This window comes from Sphingobium sp. B11D3B, assembly GCF_025961735.1.
Classification (GTDB): domain Bacteria; phylum Pseudomonadota; class Alphaproteobacteria; order Sphingomonadales; family Sphingomonadaceae; genus Sphingobium.
Genome location: NZ_JAOQOF010000001.1, coordinates 1,421,848 through 1,448,476, shown reverse-complemented (window position 1 = coordinate 1,448,476; position 26,629 = coordinate 1,421,848). Strand labels below are relative to the sequence as shown.

Genomic DNA, 26,629 nt, shown 5'->3' with positions numbered 1-26,629 from the left:
AGACCCCGGAAGCCAGACATTGTCCAACATCAAGCACGCGCTGCCCGTCACCCGAGCCAAGGATTTTGCTGCCTGGTATCAGGCCGTCATCAGCGAGGCTGATCTGGCCGAAGAAAGCGGCGTGCGCGGCTGCATGGTCATCCGTCCCTGGGGCTATGGCATCTGGGAGCGCATCCAGAAGTTGATGGATGCGCGCATCAAGGCAGCGGGTGTTGAGAACTGCTATTTCCCGCTGTTCATCCCGCTCTCCTTCTTCGCCGAGGAAGCCGACCATGTCGAAGGCTTCGCCAAGGAAATGGCGGTGGTGACCCACCATCGCCTCAAGAATATTGACGGGAAGCTGCAAGCCGATCCTGATTCCAAGCTGGAAGAGCCGCTGGTCGTGCGCCCGACGTCCGAGACGGTGATCGGCAAGGCGATGGCGCGCTGGGTGCAAAGCTGGCGCGATCTGCCGCTGCTCACCAATCAGTGGGCCAATGTCGTGCGCTGGGAGATGCGCACCCGCATGTTCCTGCGCACCAGCGAGTTCCTCTGGCAGGAAGGGCACACCGCCCATGCCGACGAAGCCGATGCACGGACCGAGACGATGCGTGCGCTCGAAATGTATCGTGACTTTGCGGAAACCGAGCTGGCCATGCCGGTGGTCGCAGGCGAAAAGCCGGAGAACGAGCGCTTCCCCGGCGCGGTCGCGACCTATTCCATCGAGGCGATGATGCAGGATGGCAAGGCGCTGCAGGCCGGCACCTCGCATTATCTGGGCACGGGCTTCGCCAAGGCGGCGGGCATCCAGTATCAGAATCAGGATGGCCAGCAGGCCCTGTGCCACACCACGAGCTGGGGTGTGTCGACCCGCATGATCGGCGGCGTCATCATGGTCCATGGTGATGACGACGGGCTTCGCTGCCCGCCGATGATCGCCCCGCGCCAGGTGGTGATCGTGCCGATGCTGCGCGATACGGACGAGGATGCGGCGGTCATCGATTATTGCGATGCGCTGGCCAAGGATCTGGGCGCAGTCGACGTGTTCCGCGAGCCGCTGCGGGTGCTGTTCGACAAGAAGCCGATCAAGGCCGCCCCCAAGCGCTGGGGCTGGGTGAAGAAGGGCGCGCCGATCATCGTCGAGGTCGGCGGGCGCGATGTCGCGGGCGGCAATGTTTCGGTCGTGCGGCGGGACCGGCTCTATAATGAGGCGGGCAAGCTGGCGAGCGAGGTCATGGCGCGGGATGCTTTCGTGGCGGCGGTCGGGGACATGCTGCGCGGGGTTCAGGACACGCTGCACAGTGAAGCGCGCGCGCGTCTGGAGGCGAACATCCGTCGCGACGTGAGCGAGCTGACGGCGCTGGCGGGTGCGTTCGGCGGCGACAAGCCGGGCTGGGTCGAAGTCGAATGGAGCAAGCCCACGGGACCGGCGCTGGACAAGGTGGTCGCTTGGCTGAAGGGCGAGAAGCTGACGCTGCGCAACGTGCCGATGGATGCGACGCCGGCGAGCGGGACGTGCATCTTTACCGGCGAGAAGGCTGTAGAGCGGGTTCTGGTCGGCCGCGCTTATTGAGATTTTAGGAGGTTTAGGGGCACCTCCCATCTCCCGTTCGTGTCGAGCGAAGTCGAGACACATGAGCGCCGTGCTAGGCGTGTCTCGACTTCAGCCTTTGGCTGAAGTTTATCCTGAGCGCCCGCCCTGCGGGCAGTCGAAGGGCTCGACACGAACGGGATGTGGATTTCCTGAGCCTACTTCTCCAGCAACCGCGGCATCAATTCCACGAAGTTGCACGGCCGAAAGCGGCTATCCAGCTGGTGGACCAAAATCTGGTCCCACCCGTCCTTCACCGCGCCGGTCGAGCCGGGCAGGGCGAAAATGTAGGTTCCGCGCGCCACACAGGCACAGGCGCGGGATTGGATGGTCGAGGTGCCGATCGACTGGAAGCTGAGCCAGCGGAACAGTTCGCCAAAGCCTGGAATGGCCTTGTCCTGCACCTTTTCCAGCGCTTCGGGGGTCACGTCGCGCCCGGTCACGCCGGTGCCGCCGGTGGTGAGGATGACATCGATCTGCGGGTCGTCGATCCACCGGTGCAGATGGCCAAGGATGGTCTCGACCGAATCCTTGCTGATCTCGCGGGCCTTCAGCACATGGCCGGCAGCGGTCACCCGCTCGGCGAGCGTATCGCCGGATCGATCGTCTGCCAGCGTCCGCGTGTCGGAGATGGTGAGCAGGGCGATCTGAACCGGGGTGAAGACGCGGCTCTCGTCAATAGGCACCGGCGGCAGTCCCATGCGGGGTGACGCGGACGGCGACGTCCTTGCTGCCATCCGGGAAGCGGACCCATAGGCCCTGCGCCATGGCCGAGAGCGCCGGGGAGCGGCCACCCTGCTCGTCCATCTGGTAGATCCAGTAATTGCGCAGCACGGCGTTCAGATAGGCGCGGGTCTCGTAATAAGGCACGGATTCGATGAAGAGCAGCGGATCGCCCTCATCACGGATCTGCACGTTCCAGCGCTCGATCGGAGTGGGGCCGGCATTATAGGCCGCGACGACCTTGGGCAGCAGTCCGCCCGTGGCCGGCATCTGGCTGAGCTTGCGCAGATAGGCCTGGCCGAGCGCGAGGCTGACGGCCGGATCGTAAAGCTGATCGGGCGTGACCGCCATGCCGCTGGAGCGGGCAAGCTGCGCGCCCGTGCCCGGGAGCACCTGCATCAGGCCGCGTGCATCGGCCGGGCTGCGGGCATCGGTCTGGAAGCGGGATTCCTGCAGGGCATGGGCGAAGACCAGCGCGCGCTCGACTTGCCAGCCATTGCTCGGTGACCATTCCGGGCGCGGATAGCGCGCATAGGCCGCCGACTTGCGCCCGCTTGGCGAGCGTTGCGCCAGCCATAGCTGGGTGGTCGGCAGCGAGAGGTCGCTGGCGAGATGTACCAGCGCGCTATAGCGCGTGTCGTCGCTGAGCGCCGCTTCGTGGCGCAGCACGGCATCGGCCTGCGCGCTCCGGCCCAGCGTGGCGAGGATCACGGCGTTGCGGACATTGCCGCTGCCCGCGAGCAGTGACCAATCCTGCGATGACACAGTCTCCCGCTTGAGCGCGGTGCTGAAGCCGAGGCCGAGCGTTTCGCGGGCCAGCAGGCCGTAAAAGCTCTCTTCATCGCGCGCCGCGCTGCGCAGCAGGGCATTGACCCGCTCCGGCTTGCGGTCGGCCATCATGGCCCGCGCGGCCCAGAAATAGCTGCGGCTGCGCAGGTCCGCATCGGAGGTGCTCATCGCGGCGTGATAGAAAGAATCGGCGGCGGCAGCCCATTGCTTCTCGCGCCAGGCGGCGAGGCCCATCACCCAGTAAGAGGGCGCCACGAACTCGCCGGTGCCGCCATTGACGGCCAGCGCGCCCATGCGGCGGGCATTGGCGGTATCGCCGCAGATGAAATAGGACCAGGCGAGGCGCTGACGCAATTCGGTACGCCCATCCATGCCGAGCCCGGCCTCGGCGGAGGCGAGCAGGGCCTCGCCCTGATTGGGTTGATCGTCCTTGATGTACTGGAGCAGCGTGCCGCGCAGTTGATCGGCCGCGGCATCGCCCTTCACGGAGCGGAGCATCTGCCGCTGGGGAGAGGTGCCGGTCCACATGAGCTGGCGCGTGGCCGGCCGGTCCGGCAGCGTCTGCGCGCCCCGCTTGCGGGCCAGCGAGGCGATGCGGTCGTTCTGCGGAAGGTTGGGCGTCTTGTGCAGCAGGTCGAGCAGGTCGAACAGCTCGACGCGGGGGCTATCCTTGGCGAGATACAGCTCGGCAAGCAGATGCGGGCGCATACTGTCCGCCTCGGAGAGGCCGAGAATGGCACTGCGCGCCTCGTCCCAGCGCTTGCCCTCCAGCATGGCGAGAATGGCGCCATATCGGCCTTGCTCATCCTGGCTCGGCGTCGGGATAGCGGAGGCTGCCGCCGCCGGCTGGGCTACCGCCAGTGGGCCAGCGAGCGCGCACAGCGACAGGGCCATGAGCAGCGACCGGCGCACACGGGATCGGGAAGGGGACCTGTTCATTGCGTCAACAATCCATGGAGCATACGCACGCTCTGCCAGCTTCTGGCCTTGGCAAGCGGCCGGTTCATCAGCAGATCAGGCCCCGCGAGGGCGACCGTATCCACGCTGCCATGCGGCAGGTCAATCTTTTCAAGCCCCACCAGGCCGGGTCGCCAGCGCTCGCCGAGCATGGCACGGCCGATCCGGTCACCCAGCAGGATGATCGCGCCCGGCTGGACCAGATCGAGATAGCGGCTGATCCGCGCAGCGAGCTGGGGTAGCAAAGCGGCATCGAGATGACCGCCCGGCGGACGGCGCAGAGCCAGCGGCAGACAGGGCGCCTGTGCGGGCTCAAGGCCGAGCGTGCCGAGCATCGCGGCGATGAACCGCTGCTGTTGCGGCTCGAGAAGCTGGGCCAGATCGGTTGCACCGGCGGCCGGCATCTCGACGAGGAGAACGAGGCGCGGCGCGTGCAGGGCGGGGAGCGCGATCCGCTCGCCATGCCAGTCGGCTTCCGGCTGGCCGGCATCCTGCGCAATCCAGTCGAGGAAGCCCGGTAAATCTCCCGGCATCCTCTTGGGCGCCTGATCCGGCGTGCGGGCCTGTACGGGGGTGGGCTGCGGCGCCGGCCCGGGGGCTTCAGCAGGCGCATCAATGGCCGGCCGCGCGGCAACGTCCGCTGCGCCACTGGCTGTGTTGGAAGAGCGTCGCCAGAATGGAACGGGTTCGCCATCCCGCCAGCGCCGGGGCGCCTCGTCGGTGGCGCAATCCAGCCCCGCTTCCCGCCACCAATGCGCATAGGCATAGGCCGCCTGCTCCGGCGTCATCATGTCCTGCTCACCCATGGGTTTACAGAGACAGAGGTTGACGGCGCGGTCAACTCTGCCGCATCGCTGGCGACTGTAAAGCGTGAAAATATTGCGGCGACCGGACGGAACTCCAGAGCGTCCGCCGCATAGGGAGGTAGACATGTCCGAACGGGAATCCATGCCCTATGATGTGGTGATCGTAGGCGGAGGCCCTGCAGGCTTGAGCGCGGCGATCCGCCTCAAGCAGCGCGCCCAGGCGGCGGGCAGCGAGATCAGCGTCTGCGTGCTGGAAAAAGGCTCGGAGATCGGCGCGCATATTCTCTCGGGCGCAGTGATCGATCCCCGGGCGCTTGATGAGCTGCTGCCGGAGTGGCGGACCAGCGACTGCCCGCTGGCGCAGGTGCCGGTCACCGAGAACCATCACTGGATGCTCAGCCGCTCGGGCAAATTCGCAGTGCCGCATCTGCTGACGCCGGGGTTCATGCACAATAAGGGCACGTATACCGGCTCGCTGGGCTCGCTGTGCCGGTGGCTCGCCGAGCAAGCGGAGGGGCTGGGCGTGGAAATCTTCCCCGGCTTTCCTGCAGCCGAGATCCTGTACGATGAAAATGGCGCCGTGAAGGGCGTCGCCACCGGCGACATGGGCGTGGCCCGCGATGGCAGTCGCAAGCCGGATTATCAGCCGGGGCTGGAGCTTCATGCCCGCTACACATTGTTTGCCGAGGGCGCGCGCGGCCACCTCACCAAGCAACTCAAGGCCCGCTTCGATCTGGAAGCGGAGAGCGATCCGCAGACCTATGGTTTGGGCTGCAAGGAATTGTGGGACATCGTTCCGGCCAAGCATGTGCCCGGCCGGGTGATCCACACGCAAGGCTGGCCGCTGACCGATGCCTATGGTGGCGGCTTCCTGTATCATCAGGCGAATGGTCAGGTGGCGCTCGGCTTCGTGGTGGGGCTGGGCTACAAGAACCCATATCTGAGCCCGTTCGAGGAATTTCAGCGCTGGAAGCAGCATCCGGACATCCGCGCGGTTCTGGAAGGCGGCAAGCGCGTCTCCTATGGCGCCCGCGTCATCAATGAGGGCGGCTGGCAATCCATCCCCAAGCTGGTGATGCCCGGCGCGGCGCTCATCGGCTGCTCGGCCGGCTTTGTGAACGTCCCGCGCATCAAGGGCACGCATACAGCGATGAAATCCGCGATGCTGGCGGCCGACGCCGTGGCGGATGCGGTCGCCGCGGATCGTTCCGGCGATGTACTGGATGCCTACCCCGCCGCGCTGGACGAAAGCTGGATCGCCAAGGAGCTGAAGCTGGTGCGCAATGCCGGCCCGGCGCTGGCCAGGTTCGGCAATGTCGTGGGGACGCTGTTTGCCGGCATCGATATGTGGATGCGCACGCTCGGCATCGGACTGCCGTTCACGCTGCGCAACAAGGCCGATCACACCAAGCTCTGGCGCAAGGATGCCGTCCACAAGATCGATTATCCCAAGCCGGACGGGGTATTCAGTTTCGATCGGCTCTCGTCGGTCTTCCTCTCGGGCACCAATCATGAGGAGGACCAGCCGGTCCATCTGCAGCTCAAGGACCCCGACGTGCCGATCCGCTACAATCTGCCGCTCTATGACGAGCCGGCCCGGCTCTACTGCCCTGCGGGCGTCTATGAGGTGGTGGAGGATGGCGCCGGAAATCCGCGCTTCCAAATCAACGCGCAGAACTGCGTCCACTGCAAGACCTGCGACATCAAGGACCCAACCCAGAATATCAACTGGGTCGCGCCGGAGGGCGGCGGCGGGCCGACCTATCCGAACATGTAACTGCGCCGACACCTTCGCTGACGCATAGAAAAACGGGGCCGATCAAGGCCCCGTTTGTTCATCGATCATTGGCGCGATCAGAGAGATCGGCGACCGGTGATGAGCTGGAATACGAACACCACGCCCGCGATGAGCAGAAGGATGTGGATCAGGCCGCCACCGACGTGAAGGACGAACCCAAGCAGCCACAGAACGATCAGAATACCGATGATGGTCCAGAGCATATAAGTCCCTTTCAAATTCTTTTCCCGACAATGGGGAGACGGTCGCTGCGGCGAAAAGTTCCCATCTCGGTGTTTAGCAGGCCGACTGACGTCGGCTCAGACTGCAACCCTATCCCTGCTGACGGGTTGGTTTGGCAAACCCGCAGAGGAGGCCTGGATGAGCTACGCGCGCTTCGCGGCCATGATCGCCACGTCGACGGTCGTGATGTTCGGACTGATGTATCTGAACACCTACGCCCTCGATCATGTCACGTACAGCCAGACCCGCACCTGGATGGCGCTGCTGATGGGGGCTGTGATGGCCATCATCATGCTGGTTTTCATGTGGGGGATGTACCCGCGCAAGGGCGTGAAGATCGGGATTATCGCAGGCGCAACTCTCGTCTTCGGCCTCTCGCTCTGGCTGGTGCGCAGTCAGGCCACGGTCGACGATGTCAGCTATATGAAGGCGATGATCCCGCACCATTCCATTGCGATCATGACCAGCGAGCGCGCCCATGTTCGCGACCCGCAGGTGCGTGCGCTGGCCGACGGCATCATCGAAGCGCAGGTGCGGGAGATCGCTGAAATGAAGGCGCTGATCGCCAAGTTGGAGGCGCAGCCGGTGCCACAGAATGCGCCTGATCTTCCCGACTATCGCGAGGCAGGGAAGACCGCGCCCTCGGACTGACGCAGCAGGGCTCGACGACCCAGCCCTTGCAGAGGGACAAGACAAGCGGCCGCGGCCCCGCTATGGAGCCGCCCGTGCTCACAGAAACCGCCTATGCCAAACTCAACCTCGCTCTTCATGTCCGCGCGCGCCGCGCCGATGGCTATCATGAGCTGGAGAGCCTGTTCGCTTTTTGCGCGGATGGCGACGGGCTGAGCGGCACGCTCCGCGAGGACGGCGAGATCGCGCTGCGCATCGAGGGGCCGTTCGCGGATGGCTTGCCGACGGATGACCGCAATCTGGTGATGCGCGCAGCGCAGGCCCTGCAAACCGCGACTGGCGGCCATCTGGGCGCCGATCTGCTGCTCGAGAAGCGCCTGCCGGTTGCTTCCGGCATCGGAGGCGGCTCGGCCGATGCCGCCGCTGCGCTTCGGCTGCTGGTGCGGCTGTGGGATGTGCGGCCGATGGAGATCGATTTTCCGGCCATCGCCTCGGCGCTGGGCGCCGATGTGCCCGCCTGCCTCGGCTCGGCCACCGTGTTCGGATCGGGCGTAGGCGACCGGCTGGAGACGATCGACCTCGATCTGGCAGAGACGCCCGTGTTGTTGGTCAATCCGCTGATCGCCTGCCCGACCGGACCTGTGTTCGGCGGATGGGACGGCATCGACCGGGGCGCGCTGGACCCGCTGGCATGGGCGCGGGGCCGCAACGATCTTACGGCGAGCGCCATGGCTCTGGTGCCGGAAATCGAGGAGGTGTTGGCGGTGCTGCGCGCGCAGCTTCCCCAAGTTGCCCGCATGTCCGGCTCCGGTGCGACCTGCTTTGCCGTCTTCGCGAGCGAGGTCGAGCGGGATGCCGCCGCAGACCGCATCATTGTCGACCATCCCGACTGGTGGGTGATGACCAGCCTGCTGCGCTGAACACGTGATCTTTTGGCCGGCCGCAAACTGCGCTAGGCCTTGTACATGACTGCTGCGTTTCAAATCCTGGGCGATCCGTCCGCACCGCTTCTGATCATTGCCGATCATGCCTCCAACCATGTGCCGGAGGATATCGATCTCGGTCTGCCCGCTGCCGTGCTGGAGGAGCATGTCGCGGTCGATATCGGCGTCGCGCAGGTCGCGCGGCTGCTGGTGGATCAAGGCGGGTGTTGCGCCATCCTGGGCGGCGTCTCGCGCCTTGTCATCGATTATAATCGCGAGGCGGATTCGGCCGGGCTGGTGCCTGTACATAGCGATGGCCACCATATTGAGGGCAACAGCACCGCCGAAGTCGCCGACCGTCTCGCGCGCTTCTACGATCCCTATCATGCCGAGGTCGCTGCGCTGGCCGGGGAGGGGCATCGGCCGTTCCTGCTCTCATTGCACAGTTTTACGCCGCAATTGCGCAGCCGGCCCGAGGAGGCGCGCCCATGGGACATCGGCGTGCTCTACAATCAGGACGATCGCGGCGCGCGGATCGCCATCCCACTGCTGGCCGCCGCCGGGCTGGTGGTCGGCGATCAGGAGCCCTATTCGGGCAAGCTGCTCAATGCGACGATGAACCGCCATGCCGAGGCCCATGGGCGGCCCTATCTTGGCATCGAGATGCGGCAGGATCTGGTGAGTGACAGCGCCGGTCAGGCGCGGTTGGCGGGCATCATCGGGCCGGTGCTGCGCGCCTGCCGTGCGGCCTTTTCCTGAGAGCGGCTCGCAACAGGCGTGTTTTGCGCCCTCCATGCTTGCAAGCCGCCCCGCAACGGGCCTAGAGCGCTGCCCGCAGGAAGGTGAATGAAATGACCCACAGCTTCGACAAATCCAAACTCCCCAGCCGCTACGTCTCCGTTGGCGTCGAGAGCGCCCCCCATCGCAGCTATTATTACGCGATGGGCTGGAAGGAAGAGGATATTGCCAAGCCGTTCGTAGGTCTCGCCTCCGCCGGCAATGACAGCGCGCCGTGCAACACCACGCTCGATACGCAGGCCAACTGGGCGCGCGAGGGTGTGATGGCCGCAGGCGGCACGCCGTTCCGCTTCAACACCATCACGGTGACCGATGGCATCGCCATGGGCCATCAGGGCATGAAGAGCAGCCTCGTCAGCCGCGAGGTCATCGCGGACTCGGTCGAGCTCTCCGTGCGCGGCCACTGCTATGACGCGCTGGTGACCTTCGCCGGTTGCGACAAGTCGCTTCCCGGTATGATGATGGCGATGCTGCGCCTCAACGTGCCCAGCATCTTCGTCTATGGCGGCTCCATCCTCCCCGGCCACTATAAGGATCGCGAGGACCTGACCGTCATCGACGTGTTCGAGGCTGTCGGGCGGTTCGCTGCCGGCAATTGCCCGCTCTCGGAAGTGACGGCTATCGAGAAGGCGGCGTGCCCGGGCCATGGCGCATGCGGCGGCCAATATACCGCCAACACCATGGCCTGCGTCGGCGAAGCCATCGGCCTGTCGCTGCCGAACAGCAACATGGTGCCGGCGCCCTACAAGAGCCGTCAGGAAATCGCTGTCGCGGCGGGCAAGCAGATCATGGAGCTGCTCAAGATCAACCTGCGCCCGCGTGACATCTGCACGCGCGAAGCCTTTGAGAATGCCGCCCGCATCGTCGCGGCGACCGGCGGTTCCACCAACGGCGCGCTGCACCTTCCGGCCATGGCCAATGAATGCGGCATCGACTTCTCGCTGTTCGACGTGGCCGAAATCTTCAAGACCACGCCGTACATGGCCGACCTCAAGCCCGGCGGCAAATATGTCGCCAAGGACATGCATGCCGCCGGCGGCATCTACATGCTCATGAAGTCGCTGGCCCAGACCGGCCTGCTGCACCTCGATTGCATGACGGTGACCGGCAAGACGCTGGGCGAGAATATCGACGAAGTGACGTGGAACCCCGACCAGAAGGTCATCTACGACGCCAAGACGCCGATCACGCCGACCGGCGGTGTCGTTGGCCTCAAGGGCAGCCTTGCGCCGGATGGGGCGATCGTGAAGGTCGCGGGCATGAAGCGCCTGCAGTTCACCGGCATCGCCAAGGTGTTCGAGCGCGAGGAAGAGGCCTTCGCCGCCGTGGAGGCGCAGCAGATCGTGGACGGCGATGTCGTCGTGATCCGCTACGAAGGCCCCAAGGGCGGCCCCGGCATGCGCGAGATGCTCTCGACCACCGCTGCGCTTTATGGGCAGGGTCTGGGCGAGAAGGTCGCGCTCATCACGGACGGGCGCTTCTCGGGCGGCACGCGCGGCTTCTGCATCGGCCATGTCGGCCCGGAAGCAGCGGACGGCGGCCCCATCGCGCTGGTCGAGAATGGCGATACCATCAGCATCGATGCCGAGGCCGGCACGATTGATCTGGTGGTCGACGAAGCCGTGCTGGCCGAGCGCCGGGCGAAGTGGCAACCGCGCCAGAATAATTATCAGGCGGGTGCCCTGTGGCGCTATGCGCAGAATGTCGGGCCGGCCTGGCAGGGCGCGGTGACGCATCCCGGCGCCAAAGCGGAGAAGCATGTCTTCGCCGATATCTGATCCCATGGCCCTTCTCCTCGGGAGAGGGGCCTGGGCTGATGCATCCCTGCGTCAGTTGCGGCGCCACCGAGGCTTATTTGCTCAACGCCGTGCTCCTGCGAAGGCAGGAGCACAGAGCGCATGCGACGGTCCTGACCGCCCTAGGCTCCTGCCTTCGCAGGAGCACAGTGGTGGATCAGGAAACCTACGCTCTTCGCGATGCAGTCAGCAATGACCGCCGCGCCCATCCTTACCGTCGCCCAGATGCGCGCCGCCGAGCAGGCGCTGTTCGATGCCGGCACCGATCCCTACGGCCTGATGTGCAGGGCAGGGGAGCGCGCCGCAGAGGTGATCTTCCGCGCGGGCGCGATGCGCGATGTGCTGGTGCTCTGCGGCCCCGGCAACAATGGCGGGGACGGCTTCGTCATCGCCCGTACCCTGCGCGATCTGGGCGTGCCCGTCCGCGTGGCGGCGTTGGGCGAGAGCGGCACGGGCAGCAGCCGCAAGGCGCGCGCCGATTGGGGCGGCCCGGTCGAGGATATCATGCTTGCCGAACCGGCGACGCAGTTGGTGGATGCGCTGTTCGGAATCGGCCTCACGCGCGGCCTGTCGCCGGAGCTGGCGGCGCGGCTCGGCGCCTTGGTCGATGCCGCGCAACTGAGCTACGCCATCGACGTCCCGAGCGGCGTGGAGAGCGATGCCGCGCTCGCGCTCTCCCCAGTGCCGGTCTTCACCCATTGCCTCTCGCTGGGCGCTTGGAAGCCCGCCCATGTGCTGATGCCGGCGCTCGGCTTCGCGCAGCAGCGCTGGCTTGTCGACATCGGCATCGACGCGCCGGCGGATGCCGCGCGGGTCCTTCAACCGCCATCGATCCGGCCTCCGACCCGTGATGCCCACAAATATCTGCGCGGTCTGGTCTGCGTTGTGGCCGGCGCGATGCCGGGCGCGGCCGCGCTGGCGGCGGAGGCGGCGGCGCACAGCGGGGCCGGCTATGTGCGGCTGATCGGGCAGGCCGCGCCGGCCAGCTCTCACAGTCACGCCATTGTTCGCAGCGAGCATTTCGAGGTGGATCGGGCCAAGGCGCTGCTCGTCGGCCCCGGCCTTGGGCGCGATGATGCCGCATGGCGCACGCTCCTTACAGCCTTGAGGGCAGGGGTGCCGACCGTCGCCGATGCGGATGCTTTATGGCTCATGGGCACGCGCGGTCGGCCGGAAGCGCCACCTCCTGCCGTCGTCACTCCGCATGAAGGCGAGTTCCGCCAGTTGTTCGGCGAACAATCGGGCAACAAGATCGATCGCACCCGCGCGGCGGCGGCCGATATCGGTGCCGTCGTGGTGCATAAAGGCGCGGACAGCGTGATCGCCGCGCCCGATGGACGCTGCGTCGTCGCCCCGCCGGCTTCGGCATGGCTCTCGACCGCCGGCACGGGTGATGTGCTCGCCGGCTTGTGCGCGGGCCGTCTGGCGGTTACGGGCGATGCCTTCACCGCTGCCTGTGAGGCCGTCTGGCTGCATGGCGAGGCTGGCCGCCGTGCCGGCGCGGCCTTCATTGCCGACGATCTCGTCGGTTGCCTTCCTGCTGCCCTTGCGAGTGCCTCATGACCAGCCCCGATCCCGATCTTATCGTCCGCATTGCCGCGCGAGGCGATGGCGTGACGGCGGATGGCCGCCATGTGGCGCTGAGCGCGCCGGGCGACCGTCTGCGCACCGATGGCAGCATCGAGGCCGGGCCGCATCACGTCACGCCGCCATGCCGGCACTTCCCGCAATGCGGGGGCTGCCAGCTCCAGCATTTGTCGGATGAGGCCTTCACCGACTATGTGCGCGATCGCGTGGCCGGCGCGCTGGCCGGGCAGGGGCTGAGCGCGCAGGAGGCCGCCGCGCCTTATGTCTCGCCGCCGCATAGCCGTCGTCGGGCCAGCCTGCGGGCGCTGCGGCTCGGCAAGCGCATCCAGTTCGGCTTCTCGGAGCAGGGCAGTCACAAGCTCATCGATCTTCGCGAATGCCCGGTGCTGGACCCGCGGCTTTTCGCGCTCGTCGCCCCCCTGCGCGGGCTCTTTGCGACCATGCTGCCGGATCGCCAGCCCGGCGAGGCGGATCTGACGCTGGTCGATCAGGGCGTGGATGTGGTCCTCTCAGGCCTGCGGGTCGACGGCCTTGCCCAAACCGAGGCGCTGCTCGACTTTGCCCGTGAGAACCAGCTCGCCCGGCTCATCCTGATCGACGACGATGCCCCGATGACCATCTGGGAGCCGGAGCCGGTGACGGTGCGCTTCGGCGATGTCCTCACTGGCTACCCCCCACGCGCTTTCCTGCAGGCGACGCAGGACGGGGAGGCGGCTCTGGTTGCCGAGGTGCGTCAGGCATTGGGGGGCGCAGCCATGGTGGCTGACCTGTTCGCGGGTCTCGGCACCTTCGCCCTGTCCGTCGCCAACGATGTGCCGGGGCGCAAAGTCTATGCGGCGGAGGCCGCCCGCGATCTGGTGATGGCCCTGCGCGGCGGGGGCAATCGCCTGCCCGGCCGCATCTTCCCGGAGCATCGTGATCTGTTCCGCCGGCCGCTCACCCCGGCGGAACTCAATCGCTTCGATGCGGTCGTGCTCGATCCGCCCCGCGCCGGCGCGCGCGAGCAGGTGGCGCAGATCGCGGCCTCACGGGTGCCGCTGATCGTCTATGTCTCCTGCAATCCGGCCAGCTTCGCGCGGGATGCGGTGATGTTGGCCGAGGCAGGCTACCGCATCGAGCGGGTGAAGCCCGTCGGCCAGTTCCGCTGGTCGACCCATGTCGAGCTGGTCGCGACCTTCAGGCGCTGAGCCGTAGCGCGGCGAGCATGCCGTTGACGGCCAGCATCGCCAGCAGGATCGACGAGAGGAAGAACAGGCTGGCGCGCACCGGAATGGTGTTCACCTTCGCTTGCCATACGCTGTGGACGATGCGGATGCCTACATAGGCCCAGGCAAGGGCGATGTTGGCCGTCGTGCCCTGGCCGAGCAGCGCCAGGCCGATCGCCGTCGCGTAGAAAATCGTCGGCTGTTCCATCAGATGCGCGTAATTGTGCGCGGGCCAGTTGATCTCGCGCGGGAGCATCCGGTCGAGATCCTGCCCACGGCCGCCGCGTGTCTGCTCCGGCGAGATTTTGAGGTTGCTCAGCGCCGGGAGCCGCAGCGCGACCATCCAGATGAGCATCACGATGGACCAAAGCACCAGCGCAAACACCGGCACCAGCAGATTGACGGACATGAAAAAGCCTCCCCGAAACTTGTCCGGGGAGGCTGTCTCATTCTGCCAAGCTTGGCAATCCGCTTTAGCGGCGCAGTTGCACCACGTTGGACTGCTGCGGGGCCGGCTCTTCCTCACGGTAGAGGCTCGCCATCGGCTCGTCGGCAACCTGCGCGACGCTTTCCGCGCCGAAGCCGTTGAACTCGGTGCGCATGGCATTGCCATAAGCGCCGAGCATCCCGATCTCGATATAGTCGCCCACACGCACGTCCGCAGGGAGCATGAACGGGCCGGCCATATGGTCCATGTCGTCGCAGGTCGGGCCGTAGAAGCTGAAGGCTTCCTGATCCGCCTCGTTGGCTTCGGCGCGCAGCAACTGCACGGGGAAGCGCCAGCCGAGATGTGCTGCATCGAACAGCGCGCCATAGGCGCCGTCATTGATGAACAGCTCGTTGCCGCGGCGCTTTTCCACCCGCACCAGCAGCGAGCTATATTCCGCGCACAGCGCCCGGCCCGGCTCGCACCACAGCTCTGCCGAATAGGAAATCGGCAGGCTCTCGAAGGCGCGGTGAATGGCCGAGAAATAATGGCCGAGCGGCGGCGGCTCCATGCCGGGATAGGTGGAGGGGAACCCGCCACCCACATCCACGATGTCCACGGTCACCGATGCATCGACAATCGCGGCGCGCACGCGCTCGATGGCCTGCACATAGGCATGGGGCGACATCGCCTGGCTACCGACGTGGAAGCAGATGCCGAGCGCATCCGCAGCCTGACGGGTGGCCTGCAGCAGCTCGCGCGCATCGGCGAGATCGCAGCCGAATTTGGAGGCGAGGCTCAGCTTGCTGTGCTCGGAGGAGACGCGCAGGCGCACGCACAGCTCAAGGTCCGGCGCGCCACGGGTGGCCCGCACGATCTTCTCCAGCTCCTCGAGCGAATCCAGCGAGAAGGTCCGCACGCCATGCTTGAAATAGGCCTCGCGAATGGCTTCCTCGGCTTTCACCGGATGCATGAAGCAGAGCTTGGCCTGCGGCAGCGTCCGCGCGACCAGCCGAACCTCGGCAATGGACGCGACATCGAAATGCGTGATTCCAGCTGCCCACAGCGTTTCCAGCAACGCGGGCGAGGGGTTGGCCTTGACGGCATAGAGCGAGCGCCCCGGGAACTTCGTCGAGAAGTATCGAGCGGCGCGGGCAGCTGCCTGCGGGCGAATAAGCGTTACCGGTGCTGCCGGTTTGAGGGAGAGAGCTACCCCCAGCGCGCTATGATGCTTGTACAACTCAAGGGACCTCCAGTGGATTACAGTCGAAAAGAGCTGCCTTGCGGTGGAAGTCCCATGGGGCAGCAGGGGTGCGCATATATGACCTGCGGCCCCCCCTGTAAAGATCGGGGGTCAAAATTGAGTCACGCGCTGCGGCGCTGGAAAGTGCCGGAAAGTCTGGCTTTTTCGTAATTGCGCTGCAGCGATGGCGCAATTTCGGTGCAGGATCGGACGTGTCGCAAACCCGCCGGACGGGTGGCGCGGTTGCGGCGAGTCGAATCTTCTCCCGAATGCGCTTCAATCAGCGGCGCCCTCGCGCATCGCGATGTCGCTCAGGAACCGCTCCACCCGCCGCGAGAGGCCGCTCGATGAGTCGCTCAGATCATGAGCCGTCCGCGCCAGATCCTGCGCACCTTCGGTAGCGGATCGCGCATTGCCGGAGATGCGGACGATATGCGCCTCGATGTCCTTGCTCGCCGAGGCTGCCTGCTCGGTGCCGGCGGCGAGATGGAGGGAGAGGGCCCGCTGCGCGCTGACCGTCGCGGTGACGCTATCGGCGACCTGCTTGACGCTGGCGATCACGCGCTCAAGCCCCGCCTGCGCGCCGGTGACGGCCTCAACGGTGCCGCGGACGGTCAGGGCGTGGCTGCGTATGTTCTGTGCCGCCGCACCGGTCTTCTGGGCAAGGGCGCGCACTTCATTGGCGACGACGGCAAAGCCGCGCCCGGCTTCTCCAGCCCGCGCCGCTTCGATCGAGGCGTTGAGCGCGAGCAGCTTGACCGATCGGGCCAGCGTTTCGATCGTGACGGTGATCGTTTCGATGGATTGCGTGGCCTGATCGAGCGCCTGCGCTTGCGCGGCGCTGGCGTCCACTCGGGAAACGGCTTCGGCGGCGACAGCCCGCGCCTGCTCCGTTTCCTGGTCGAGCCGCCCGAGCGATTGCACCAATGCGGCGCTGGAGCGCGCCACCTCGTCCATCATCGCGCCGGTCTGGCCGGCGGCGGTGAGCACGTGCAAGGCGTGGTCGGTATTGTCCTGGCTCCGGGCGGCGGTGCCGGTAGCTGTGCGTTGGAGCAGCGACGCCATATCGCCAAGCGCCGTAGAGAGGCTCTGGATGTCCTGCTCGAAGGCCGCGCTCACCGCGCGTAGTCGCGCCAGTTCCGCGTCGCGCGCGCGCCGCTGCCGCACCTCCTGCGCGTTGATCGCCCCGAGAATGGCGGCATTCGGGACGAAGCCGGCATAGCGGCCCCCGCGCGTCACGATAATCGCTTCCTTGCCACCGTCGCGCGCATGGACGGCGAGCAGGCCGGCAAGGCCTTTGTCCATCTCGACCACCGGACAGTGCTGCATCCGCTCGCCAAAGGCGATGGTGATGCCGGGATTGCTCAGCAGGGCATAGCCATAGGGGTTGAAGAGGATATTGCGGACATCCTCCTCATAGATGGCGCCAATTGGGCGATCCGCCTGATCGACCAGCGGGAGAAGCCGCAAGCCCATGTGCTGGCGAAACAGCACGACAATCTCCATGGACGAGGCGCCCTGCCGCGCCTTGATCTGCTCGCTGCCCGGCATCCGCAGCCGGGCGACAGCGTCCTCGTCATCCTGTCCGTCGATCTGGAAAGAGGCGGCATGCATCATGCCACGCCTCTAGAAGCCGGACGGTAAACTTTTGGTTATCCAGTTCGAATGAGGCGAGGGAATTCAAGGGCTTATTGTGACAGTTTTATGTCGTTTCCATGTCAGCTCAGCCGGCCTTTGAAGTCCTCATAGCCGAACTGGCGGATTTCCTGCAGTTCGTCCGTCTCGCTGTCCCACAGCCAGATGGAGGGCAGCGGCACGCCGTTGAAGGTGTTGGTCTTCACCATCGAATAATGCGCCTGATCGAGGAAGGCGATGCGACGGCCCGGCTCGGCGGGGACGGGCAGGCCATAGTCGCCGATGATGTCCCCTGCGAGGCAGGAGGGGCCACCCAGCCGCACCAGATCGCCGCTGGTGTTTTCGCCGAGCATCGCCGGGCGATAGGGCGCCTCGATCACATCGGGCATATGGCAGGTCGCGGAAATATCCACGATGGCCACAGGCATGCCATTGTCGATCACATCGAGAATTTCGCCCACGAGGATGCCCGCGTCCAGCGCCACGGCCTCGCCAGGTTCCAGATACACGTCGAGCCCGGTCTCACGGCGGACCTGCTGCAGGAAGGCGACCAGCTCATCGCGCTGATAGTCGGCGCGGGTGATATGATGGCCGCCGCCGAAGTTCAGCCATTTGAGCTGAGGAAAGAAGCGCTTGAGGCTCGGCTCGACCGAAGCCCATGTCCGGCCGAGCGGCACGAAATCCTGCTCGCACAGCGTGTGGAAATGAATGCCGTCCACGCCCTCAAGATGCTCAGGGAGTAGCTGGTCGATGGGGAAGCCGAGCCGGCTGTTGGGCTGGCAGGGATCATATTTCGCCACCTCGCCTTCGGCATGGAGCGGATTGATCCGCAAGCCGACGTCAAAGCTCATGCCCTGTGCGCGCTGCGCGTCGAGAAGGGGCCGGAAGCGCGCGTGCTGGCCGGGCGAATTGAAGATGATATGGTCGGACAGAACGCAGATTTCCGGCAGGTCGGCCGCCTTGTATCCGGCGCAATAGGTCGCAACCTCGCCCTTTTCATCCAGCCCGGTATATTCCTCGCGCCCCAGCCGTGCCTCGTAAATGCCGGAGGCGCACACGCCGTCGAGATAGGCCGAGACCGTCGGCCCGAGCGACCACATCGAGAAGGCCTTGAGCGCGGCGAGCATCTTGATGCCACCCCGGTCCCGCACGTCCTTGAGAATCGTCAGGTTGCGGCGGATAGCGGCCGCATCGACCACGAAAGCGGGCGAGGGCACGCGATTGAGATCGAAGCGCGCAAAGGCGACGGGGTCGCCGGCTCGGGTTTCCATGGGGTCAGCTCCGCTCAAGTCATGTCATGGCGCGGCTGCGACCGCCCCGCTTTCATCGATGCACCGATCAGTCGATGCACATAGACCGAACGACCTTGCCGCCGTCGAGTTCGGCAAAGCATCCGAATAATTTGTTGTCAGCCTGGCAATGGCCGGGCGCCTTCTGCTCGTCGAGCGGCAGCGCGCCGTTCTTGCCCGGCTGGGCCAGGCAGCGGCCCTGACAGTCCTTTTTCGAGGCGCAGTTCTTACCCGCGTCGGCATAGGGCACCACGCACATGACCGTCTGCGCGCGGCCCCGTGCCTGCAGCGAGCCGCCCTGTCGCGCGCAACTGTTCAGCTCGGAGGAGGGCACGCCATCGACCAGGCCGATCTGCGGCGCGCAGCCGCCCAGAGCGAGCGCCAGGGCGGCGCTCGCCAGCCCGATGCGGATGCGCAGAGCGCCCATCAGAAGGGCAGCGGTCCGTCGAGTTCCTTCACCTGCCACGGCAGGCCATGCTTGTTCAGCATGTCCATGAACGGGTCGGGATCGAGCTGCTCGATGTTGAACACACCCGCGCCGGACCACAGGCCCTGCAGCATCAGCGCCGCGCCGATCATCGCCGGCACGCCGGTGGTGTAGCTCACCGCCTGGTTGCCGGTCTCGGCATAGGCGTCCTCATGGTCGCTGATATTGTAGACGTAGAGCGTCTTGTCCTTGCCGTCCTTGCCAAGGCCGGTGGCAATGTCGCCGATGTTGGTCTTGCCCTTGGTCGTGGGGCCAAGGCTCGCCGGCTCGGGCAGCACGGCCTTGAGGAACTGCAGCGGGATGATCTCCACGCCATTGTAGATCACCGGGTCGATCCGCGTCATGCCGACATTCTGCAGCACTTCGAGATGCTTGAGATAGGCATCGCCGAAGGTCATCCAGAAGCGGATGCGCTTGATCTCGGGCAGGTGCTTGGCGAGGCTCTCCAGTTCCTCATGATACATGAGGTACATGTTCTTGGGGCCGACCTCCTCGAAGTCGAAGCTCTGCTTGTAGGAGAGGGCGGGGGTTGTGACCCACGCGCCATTCTCCCAGTGCCGCGCGGGCGCGGTCACTTCGCGGATGTTGATCTCGGGATTGAAGTTGGTGGCGAAGTGCTGGCCATGGTCGCCGCCATTGCAGTCCAGAATGTCGAGCGTGTCGATCCGGTCGAAATGATGCTTTTTGAGCCAGCTCGCGAACACGCTGGTGACGCCGGGATCGAAGCCGGAGCCGAGCAGCGCCATGAGGCCGGCATCCTTGAACCGGTCCTGATAGGCCCACTGCCAGCTATATTCGAAATGCGCCTCGTCGCGCGGCTCGTAATTCGCCGTGTCCATGTAATTGACGCCGGCGGCGAGGCAGGCATCCATGATGGCAAGGTCCTGATAAGGCAGCGCCAGGTTCACGACCAGCTTGGGGCCGATCTGCTTGATGAGCGCGGTCGTTGCGGCCACGTCGTCGGCGTCCAGCGCATAGGTGCTGATGGCAACGCCCGTGCGCTCTTTCACGGAGGCGGCAATGGCAGCGCATTTGGAGACCGTGCGGCTCGCGAGGTGAATGTCGCTGAAGATGTCCACATTCATCGCCATCTTGTGGACCGCGACCGATCCGACGCCACCTGCGCCGATGACCAGCACCTTGCTCATCTGTTAGTCTCCATGAAGTCGAATCGACAAGCGCCTGCATATAGGGGGGCTCTGTGACAGAACAAGAATTGCTCGATCCGCTTCGTGCGCCGAGCCGCGAAGGCGTGTTGCGCGCGGCGGACAAGATTGCGGCGCTGCTGCCGCCCACGCCGCTTTTGCCTCTGGAGGTCCAGGGGCGGACGATCTGGTGCAAGGCGGACATGCTCCAGCCCATCGGCGCCTTCAAGATCCGGGGCGCTTGGCATCGGCTGAGCGATCTGACGGCGGAGCAGCGGGCGCGCGAGGTGGTCGGCGTCTCCAGCGGCAATCACGCGCAGGGCGTGGCTTGGGCCGCCCGGCGGCTCGGCATCGCCGCGACCATCGTGATGCCGAGCGATGCGCCCCGCGCCAAGCTGGCGGCGACCCGGGCGCTGGGCGCCAAGGTCCATCTGTATGATCGCGCGAGCGAGGATCGCGACAGCATCGCGGCCGATCTGGTCGCGAAGACCGGCGCGACCCTCGTTCATGCCTATGGCGATCCGTGGATCATCGAGGGGCAGGGCACGCTCGGGATTGAGGCGACGGCGCAAATGCAGGCGCAGCTCGGGCGCGGACCCGACCGCATCGTTGCCTGTTGCGGGGGCGGGGGCCTCTCGGCCGGTCTCGCGCTGGCCTGCCCGGATGCGGAGCTCTATCTGGCCGAGCCGGAAGGCTATGACGACCTGCTTCGCTCGCTGGCGGCTGGCAGTATCCAGTCGGTGGACGACCTTGCCTTACCTACCGATTGCGACGCGCTCCAGACGCCGCGCACCTTCGCGATCAATTTCGCGGTGTTGCAGGGCCGGGCCAGCGGCGGTGCCGCCGTGACCCCCATGGAGGTCGCGCAAGCCATGCGGCTGGTCTTCGAGAAGCTCCATCTGGTCGTTGAGCCCGGCGGCGCTGCGGCGCTGGCTGCCGTGCTCGCGGGCAAGGTGCCGGTGACCGATGCGACGCTCGTTACCCTCTCGGGCGGCAATGTCGACCGGGAGACGTTCACGCGCCTGCTGGAACTCGCCGACCGGGCTGGCTGAGGCTCACAGCAGCGAATCCACCAGCCGGGCGACGTTCTCGGCGAGCCGCCGGCTGCGCGAGCGCGCGCGCCATGCTGCCGGCGTCAGCGTGGTGGAGGCAGCCAGATAGCCGTCATGAATTGCCAACACCTGTGCAATCGAGGTGGCGTCATAGATCAGCAGGCTCGCCTCTTGATTGAGCTGGAACGAGCGCAGGTCGACATTGCTCGATCCCACCACGGCCAGCCGGTCATCGATGCTGAGCGTCTTGGCGTGGAGCAGTTCGTTGGGGAACAGGTGGATCGAGACGCCGGCGTCCAGCAGCTCCTGATAGAAGGAGCTTTGTGACAGGCGAACGAGCGGCTGATCCGCCACGCGCGAGAGAATGAGGTCGACCTTGACCCCGCGCGCCACCGCTGCGCCCATGGCGCCGAGCACATCCTCGCCCGGTACGAAATAAGGGCTGACCATCACGACATGCTGGCGTGCCTGATGCAATTGCCAGACCAGCAAGGTCTCGAACCCGGCCAGCGGATAGTCCGCCCCGCTCGGAAGCAATTGCAGGCAGGCGGTCCCGGCAGTGTCCTTCGGGGCAGGGGAGGCGCCGGGCGGATCGCCGGACTCCAGCGACCAGTCGGCACGCACCAGCGCCGCCATGCTGGCGACGACTGGCCCCGTCACCCGCGCGACCAGTTCGCGATTGACCACGCCGGGCCGGAAATCGCGCGCGACGATGTTCTGGGAGCCGGCATAGCCGATCCTGTCGTCGATCACGAAGAGCTTGCGATGATTGCGCATATCGCGCCGGGTTCGGGCCCGGATCAAGCGCAACGGCAGCGTTTCGCACACCCGCACCCCCTTGGCGCGCAAAAGCGCCTGCGTCCCGCGCCGCCATGGGCGCGAGCCGACCGGATCGAACAGCACCCGCACGTCCAGACCGCGCTGGACGGCCCGGCCGAGCGCGGCGGCCACGCGCTGGCCCACGGCATCGTCGGCGAAGATGTAGACGAGCAGGTGGACGGACTGTTCGGCGGCATCGATATCCGCGACGAGCCGGTCCACCACCGCGTCATAGGCGTCGATCAGCGTGATGGCATTGCCGTCGGTGGCGGGCATATGCCCCAAAGTGCGTGCGAGCGCCGCGATGGGCTCCGCATCGCCAAGCGCGGGCTGATGCCACTGCTGCGCTTGGGCGGTCGCGGCGAAGAAGGGCTGCAAGGCGTCGAACCGCTCGCGCCGCCACGCCGGGAAGCGCGGACTGCCGATGGCGAGAAACAAGAGCAGGCCGGGCACCGGCAGGAAGAAGATCAGCAGCAGCCACGCCCGCGCCGCCGCAGGTGTCCGCCGCAGGGGCACGACCGCGAGCGCGCCGATGCGGATGATCCATTCCAGCGCGTACCAGATCTGATCGAGATGGGGTGATGACCCTGCCATGCCCGATCCTAGCGTGAGCGCTCCGCCAGAGCCAAGACCATTGCACGCAGCCGCGTCACCAATCTGCCATCGCGCGGTCACGGGCCTGACATGCATGGCGCCTAGCGGGGCGTCAGTGGACCATCAGGGGAGCCGTTCATGCCGCATGTCATCGATCGCGCCGTCATCAATCATGAGGCGACCACGCGCGAAGGCCTTCTCGAACGCGCTTTCGCCTTCGCGTTTCGGGGCCTGGTCTATGCGCAGATCTGGGAAGACCCGGTGGTAGACATGGCGGCGCTGGCGATCACGCCGGAGAGCCATGTCGTGACCATCGCCAGCGGCGGCTGCAATGTGCTCTCCTATCTGACCGCCGATCCTGCGCGCATCACGGCGGTCGATCTCAACACGGCGCATATTGCGCTCAATCGGCTGAAGCAGGTCGCGGCGCAGCAATTGCCCGATTATGCGAGCTTTCGCCGCTTCTTTGCCGAGGCCGACAGCGCGGAGAATCTTCGGGCCTATAAGGCCTATATCCGCCCGCATCTGGACGAGACCGCGCGCCGCTATTGGGAAGGGCGCGATCTGGTGGGGCGCCGCCGCATCGGCATGTTCCGCTCCGGCGCATACAAGCGCGGGCTGCTCGGCGGCTTCATCGGTGCGGCGCATCTGGTGGCGCGGCTGTACCGCATTGATCCGCGCGAACTGCTGGCCGCCCGGGACATGGATGAGCAGCGCCGCATCTTCGAGGCGCGACTGGCGCCGATCTTCGAGCGCAAATTCATCCGCTGGCTGACCGATCAGCCCGCCTCGCTCTTCGGGCTCGGCATCCCGCCCGCGCAATATGATGCGCTTGCCGGCGATGAGAAAATGGCGGCGGTGCTGCGCAAGCGCCTCGAACGCCTCGCCTGCGATTATGATCTTAAGGCCAATTATTTCGCCTGGCAGGCCTTCGGGCGCGGCTATGGCCGCCATGCGGATGCGCCGCTGCCGCCCTATCTCCAGCAGGATCATTATGCGGCGGTGACGGCGCGCGCCGACCGGGTCGATATCCGTCACGCCAATATGACTGACTGGCTCGCCCAGCAGCCGGATGCCAGCGTGGATCGTTATGTGCTGCTGGATGCGCAGGACTGGATGAACGACGCGCAGTTGATTGCGCTCTGGTACGAGATCACCCGCACAGCCCGCCCCGGTGCGCGGGTGCTCTTCCGCACGGCGGCCGAGCCAAGCCTGCTGCCGGGGCGCGTGCCTGATCAGATTCTGGAGCGATGGCATTATCATGGCGAAGACTCGCTGCGCTTCACCCGCGCCGACCGCTCGTCCATTTATGGCGGCGTGCATCTCTACAGTTTGAAGGGCTAGGCTGTGTCGCACATGGACCGCATCGGCGCGGCAAGCGAGCGCCATGCCGGCGCGATGGATGCGCAATATGCGCTGCAGCGGCATGTCTACGACATCACCCGCAAATATTATCTGCTGGGGCGGGATCGGCTCATCCGCGATCTGGCCGCGCCCGCTGGCGGATCGGTGCTGGAGATCGGTGTGGGCACCGGGCGCAACCTCGCGCTGGTCGCCCGGCAATATCCGCAGGCGCGGCTCTTCGGGCTCGATATCTCGGCGGAAATGCTCAAATCGGCCCAGCGCAACATTCTCCATGCCGGGGCGCAATCGCGCACCCTTCTGGAGCGCGCGGATGCCGCCCGGTTCGATCCGCAGGCCTTGTTCGGCGAGCCGGGCTTTGACCGGGTCTATATCAGCTACAGCCTCTCGATGATCCCGCAATGGGAGGCCGCGCTCGCGCAGGCGCTCTCGGTCGTCGAGCCGGGCGGCTCGCTCCATATCGTCGATTTCGGCCAGCAGGAGCGCTTGCCTAGCTGGTTCCGCGCCGCATTGCAGGGCTGGCTCGGGCGCTTTCACGTCACGCCGCGCGAGCCGCTCTTTGCCGTGGCCCACGGCCTTGCCGCGACCTATGGCGCGGACCTGTCCTGCCGGGCCCTGTATCGCGGCTATGCGTGGAGCCTGACGATCCGGCGGTGAGCACCGTCGATTTCGGCTGCGTCGGGGCCGCGCCTGCCTTATGCTGGCGGCCATGGATTTTCATGACCTGATGCTGCGCTATTTCGGCAAGACCGAGCTGGACACGCTGCCCCCCGAGGCGATGGGCGCCGGAATTGAGCGGATGCGCGTCGATTTCGGGCTGGAGAAGGATGCGGGCCGGCGGTTCGGCCTGTGGGCGCTGCTGCACATGCTCGGTGGCGCGCCGGACCTGGACGTCGCGTTCAAGGACCCCGCCGAGCGCGAGGCCGCCCGCAATTTCATGGATATGGCCGCGCGGCTCACCGACGCTGACGAAACGGGCTGATGAATTAGCCGAAGCGGCGAAGAGCAGCGAGGAAGGCCTCGCCATAGGCCTCCAGCTTGCGCTCGCCGACACCGCTCACCAGCGCAATGTCCCGCAGCGACTTCGGGCGGATTGCGGCCATGTCGCGCAGGGTGCTGTCATGGAAGATGACATAAGGCGGCACCCCGGCCTCCTGCGCCAGCGTGCGGCGGCACTCCCGCAGCGCATCGAAGACCGGGTCGTTGACCGGGTTCTCCCCTTTATCCCGGCCACGGCGGCGCTCCTTCTTCGGCTGGATTACCAGCTCGACGCGCTCCTCGCCCTTGAGATAACCGCGCGCCGCCGGGCCGAGCGCCAGCCCGCCATGGTCGGTGGTGGTCAGCGCATCATGCACCTGCAGAGCGCGGGCGACCGGCTTGATCAGCGCGGCCTCCTCGCCTTCGATAATGCCGAAGACCGACAGGCGATCATGCCCGCGCTGGGAAATCCGGTCATTACCCCGCCCGGTCAGCACGGCTTCGAGGTGACCGAGGCCAAAGCTCTGGCCGGTGCGGTGGACGGCCGAGAGCAGCTTCTGCGCCGTCAGCGTCGCATCGATGCTGGCGGGGGGCGAGAGGCAATTGTCGCAATTGCCGCAGGTGGGCGGCGGGTTCTCGCCGAAATGGCGCAGCAGTACCGCACGGCGGCACCGCGCGGTTTCCACCAGTGCACCCAGGGCGGCAATGCGCGCGCGCTCGCCGGCCTGGCGCTCTGGCTCCACCTCGCTAATCCGCTGGCGCGCCCGCATGAAATCCTCTGCGCCCCACAGCAGCGTCGCCGTCGCCGGATCGCCATCGCGGCCGGCACGTCCGCTCTCCTGATAATAGCTCTCGATGGACTTGGGCAGGCCGGCATGGACGACGAAGCGCACGTCCGGCTTATCGATGCCCATGCCGAAGGCCACGGTGGCGACCATCACCATCTCTTCGCTGGCGAGAAACGCAGCCTGATTGGCGGCGCGCAGCTCGGCGGGCAGCCCCGCATGATAGGCCAGCACCGGGCGCCCCTTGGCACCCAGCGCCTCGGCAAGCTGCTCGGTCGCGGCGCGGGTTGGTGCATAGATGATGCCGGGACCGGGATTGGCCGCCAGAATATCGGTGAGCTGACGACGCAGGCCATCGCGCGGCTGGACGAGGTAGCGGATATTGGGCCGGTCGAAGCCGGAGATAATCAGCCCGTCGGCCGGAATGCCGAGCTGGGTGAGAATATCCTCGCGGGTGTGGGCATCGGCGGTCGCGGTGAGCGCGAGCCGGGGGACATCGGGAAAGGCGTCGAGCAGCGGACGCAGCAGGCGGTAATCGGGACGAAAATCATGGCCCCATTCCGAGACGCAATGCGCCTCATCGATCGCGAAGAGGCTGAGGCGCGACCGCTCCAGCAGCGCGCGGAACCCGTCTCCCGAGGCGCGCTCTGGCGCTACGTAGAGCAGGTCCAGCTCGCCGGCGACCAGCCTGTCCTGCGTCTCGCGCCAGTCAGCGTCCACCGACGTCAGGCTCGCCGCGCGGATGCCGAGCGCCCGTGCTGCCCGCAACTGGTCGTGCATCAGCGCGATCAGCGGCGAGACGACAACGCAACAGCCGGGCAAGGCGAGCGCAGGCAATTGGTAGCAGAGAGATTTCCCCGCGCCGGTCGGCATGATCGCCAGCGTCGGGCGGCCCGCCAGCACCCGGTCCACCACTTGCGCCTGCACGCCCCGAAAGGCCTCGAAGCCAAAAACGCTTCGGAGCAGGGCGGCGGGATCGGCAAGCATCGGGCGGCTATAGGGTGGGGAG

24 protein-coding genes are annotated in these 26,629 nt (G+C 66.2%); 12 read left to right on the top strand and 12 right to left on the bottom strand.

Features of this window, described 5'->3' with window-relative positions; genetic code table 11:
* Positions 1-28: 28 nt before the first annotated feature.
* Positions 29-1,552: a proline--tRNA ligase gene (locus tag M2333_RS06855; RefSeq protein WP_264612583.1), complete on the top strand. Its 1,524-nt coding sequence runs from the start codon at positions 29-31 to the stop codon at positions 1,550-1,552.
* A 176-nt stretch (positions 1,553-1,728) separates the two neighbouring features.
* Here the strand turns inward: M2333_RS06855 and moaB are convergent, their stop codons facing one another.
* Genes moaB through M2333_RS06840 form a run of 3 tightly spaced genes read right to left on the bottom strand, consistent with a single transcriptional unit; the run spans position 1,729 to position 4,845 of the window.
* Complete coding sequence (moaB, locus tag M2333_RS06850) at positions 1,729-2,256, bottom strand: molybdenum cofactor biosynthesis protein B (RefSeq protein ID WP_264576016.1); 528 nt, start codon at positions 2,254-2,256, stop codon at positions 1,729-1,731.
* Positions 2,246-4,021 (bottom strand): lytic transglycosylase domain-containing protein, encoded by a 1,776-nt coding sequence (locus M2333_RS06845; protein WP_264611262.1) that lies wholly within the window; start codon positions 4,019-4,021, stop codon positions 2,246-2,248. The genes moaB and M2333_RS06845 overlap by 11 nt, the downstream gene beginning before the upstream one ends.
* Entirely contained in the window at positions 4,018-4,845 is an 828-nt protein-coding gene (locus M2333_RS06840; protein ID WP_264611261.1) for a hypothetical protein, read from the bottom strand. The genes M2333_RS06845 and M2333_RS06840 overlap by 4 nt, the downstream gene beginning before the upstream one ends.
* Before the next feature lie 124 nt (positions 4,846-4,969).
* On the opposite strand from M2333_RS06840, the gene M2333_RS06835 reads away from it, so the two are divergent.
* The gene (locus tag M2333_RS06835; RefSeq protein ID WP_264611260.1) at positions 4,970-6,622 is read left to right on the top strand and encodes an electron transfer flavoprotein-ubiquinone oxidoreductase; all 1,653 of its coding nucleotides are present in this window, start codon (positions 4,970-4,972) and stop codon (positions 6,620-6,622) included.
* A 77-nt stretch (positions 6,623-6,699) separates the two neighbouring features.
* On the opposite strand, the gene M2333_RS06830 is transcribed toward M2333_RS06835, so the two are convergent.
* Positions 6,700-6,846, bottom strand: a complete 147-nt coding sequence (locus M2333_RS06830; protein ID WP_181559368.1) for a lmo0937 family membrane protein — start codon at positions 6,844-6,846, stop codon at positions 6,700-6,702.
* Between the two features lie 157 nt (positions 6,847-7,003).
* Between M2333_RS06830 and M2333_RS06825 the strand changes: the two genes are divergently transcribed.
* From M2333_RS06825 to M2333_RS06800, 6 genes are all read left to right on the top strand, one after another.
* Positions 7,004-7,516, top strand: coding sequence for a DUF305 domain-containing protein (locus M2333_RS06825; protein WP_264611259.1), 513 nt, complete (start codon positions 7,004-7,006; stop codon positions 7,514-7,516).
* A gap of 62 nt (positions 7,517-7,578) precedes the next feature.
* Positions 7,579-8,415 (top strand): 4-(cytidine 5'-diphospho)-2-C-methyl-D-erythritol kinase, encoded by an 837-nt coding sequence (locus tag M2333_RS06820; RefSeq protein ID WP_264611258.1) that lies wholly within the window; start codon positions 7,579-7,581, stop codon positions 8,413-8,415.
* Between the two features lie 45 nt (positions 8,416-8,460).
* Positions 8,461-9,177 (top strand): N-formylglutamate amidohydrolase, encoded by a 717-nt coding sequence (locus tag M2333_RS06815; RefSeq protein ID WP_264611257.1) that lies wholly within the window; start codon positions 8,461-8,463, stop codon positions 9,175-9,177.
* A 92-nt stretch (positions 9,178-9,269) separates the two neighbouring features.
* Positions 9,270-10,994 (top strand): dihydroxy-acid dehydratase, encoded by a 1,725-nt coding sequence (ilvD, locus tag M2333_RS06810; RefSeq protein ID WP_264611256.1) that lies wholly within the window; start codon positions 9,270-9,272, stop codon positions 10,992-10,994.
* Between the two features lie 210 nt (positions 10,995-11,204).
* Positions 11,205-12,575 carry an NAD(P)H-hydrate dehydratase gene (locus M2333_RS06805; protein WP_264611255.1) on the top strand — a complete coding sequence of 457 codons (1,371 nt, stop codon included), beginning with the start codon at positions 11,205-11,207 and terminating at the stop codon, positions 12,573-12,575.
* Positions 12,572-13,786: a class I SAM-dependent RNA methyltransferase gene (locus tag M2333_RS06800; protein WP_264611254.1), complete on the top strand. Its 1,215-nt coding sequence runs from the start codon at positions 12,572-12,574 to the stop codon at positions 13,784-13,786. Before M2333_RS06805 ends, M2333_RS06800 begins: the two co-directional genes overlap by 4 nt.
* Here M2333_RS06800 and M2333_RS06795 read toward each other — a convergent pair.
* From M2333_RS06795 to M2333_RS06770, 6 genes are all read right to left on the bottom strand, one after another.
* Positions 13,776-14,213 (bottom strand): MAPEG family protein, encoded by a 438-nt coding sequence (locus tag M2333_RS06795; protein WP_264611253.1) that lies wholly within the window; start codon positions 14,211-14,213, stop codon positions 13,776-13,778. The genes M2333_RS06800 and M2333_RS06795 overlap by 11 nt on opposite strands.
* A gap of 64 nt (positions 14,214-14,277) precedes the next feature.
* Positions 14,278-15,471 carry a type III PLP-dependent enzyme gene (locus tag M2333_RS06790; protein WP_264611252.1) on the bottom strand — a complete coding sequence of 398 codons (1,194 nt, stop codon included), beginning with the start codon at positions 15,469-15,471 and terminating at the stop codon, positions 14,278-14,280.
* A 279-nt stretch (positions 15,472-15,750) separates the two neighbouring features.
* Positions 15,751-17,091: a methyl-accepting chemotaxis protein gene (locus M2333_RS06785; protein WP_264611251.1), complete on the bottom strand. Its 1,341-nt coding sequence runs from the start codon at positions 17,089-17,091 to the stop codon at positions 15,751-15,753.
* 101 nt (positions 17,092-17,192) lie between these two features.
* On the bottom strand, positions 17,193-18,380 hold the full coding sequence (locus tag M2333_RS06780; protein ID WP_264611250.1) for a carboxynorspermidine decarboxylase: 1,188 nt from the start codon (positions 18,378-18,380) through the stop codon (positions 17,193-17,195).
* 67 nt (positions 18,381-18,447) lie between these two features.
* The gene (locus tag M2333_RS06775; RefSeq protein WP_264611249.1) at positions 18,448-18,825 is read right to left on the bottom strand and encodes a hypothetical protein; all 378 of its coding nucleotides are present in this window, start codon (positions 18,823-18,825) and stop codon (positions 18,448-18,450) included.
* Complete coding sequence (locus M2333_RS06770) at positions 18,825-20,033, bottom strand: saccharopine dehydrogenase family protein (RefSeq protein WP_264611248.1); 1,209 nt, start codon at positions 20,031-20,033, stop codon at positions 18,825-18,827. The genes M2333_RS06775 and M2333_RS06770 overlap by 1 nt, the downstream gene beginning before the upstream one ends.
* 53 nt (positions 20,034-20,086) lie before the next feature.
* Between M2333_RS06770 and M2333_RS06765 the strand changes: the two genes are divergently transcribed.
* Complete coding sequence (locus tag M2333_RS06765) at positions 20,087-21,082, top strand: threonine/serine dehydratase (protein WP_264611247.1); 996 nt, start codon at positions 20,087-20,089, stop codon at positions 21,080-21,082.
* A gap of 3 nt (positions 21,083-21,085) precedes the next feature.
* Here M2333_RS06765 and cls read toward each other — a convergent pair whose 3' ends face one another.
* Positions 21,086-22,495 carry a cardiolipin synthase gene (cls, locus tag M2333_RS06760; protein WP_264611246.1) on the bottom strand — a complete coding sequence of 470 codons (1,410 nt, stop codon included), beginning with the start codon at positions 22,493-22,495 and terminating at the stop codon, positions 21,086-21,088.
* A 138-nt stretch (positions 22,496-22,633) separates the two neighbouring features.
* On the opposite strand from cls, the gene M2333_RS06755 reads away from it, so the two are divergent.
* From M2333_RS06755 to M2333_RS06745, 3 genes are read left to right on the top strand one after another with little or no spacing between them, the layout of a single operon-like run.
* The gene (locus M2333_RS06755; protein ID WP_264611245.1) at positions 22,634-23,839 is read left to right on the top strand and encodes a DUF3419 family protein; all 1,206 of its coding nucleotides are present in this window, start codon (positions 22,634-22,636) and stop codon (positions 23,837-23,839) included.
* A gap of 12 nt (positions 23,840-23,851) precedes the next feature.
* Entirely contained in the window at positions 23,852-24,514 is a 663-nt protein-coding gene (locus M2333_RS06750) for a class I SAM-dependent methyltransferase (RefSeq protein WP_413716480.1), read from the top strand.
* A 52-nt stretch (positions 24,515-24,566) separates the two neighbouring features.
* On the top strand, positions 24,567-24,839 hold the full coding sequence (locus M2333_RS06745; RefSeq protein WP_264611244.1) for a hypothetical protein: 273 nt from the start codon (positions 24,567-24,569) through the stop codon (positions 24,837-24,839).
* A gap of 4 nt (positions 24,840-24,843) precedes the next feature.
* Here M2333_RS06745 and recQ read toward each other — a convergent pair whose 3' ends face one another.
* A complete protein-coding gene (gene recQ, locus M2333_RS06740; RefSeq protein WP_264611243.1) occupies positions 24,844-26,607 on the bottom strand; it encodes a DNA helicase RecQ in 1,764 nt (587 codons plus the stop codon).
* Between the last annotated feature and the right edge of the window lie 22 nt (positions 26,608-26,629).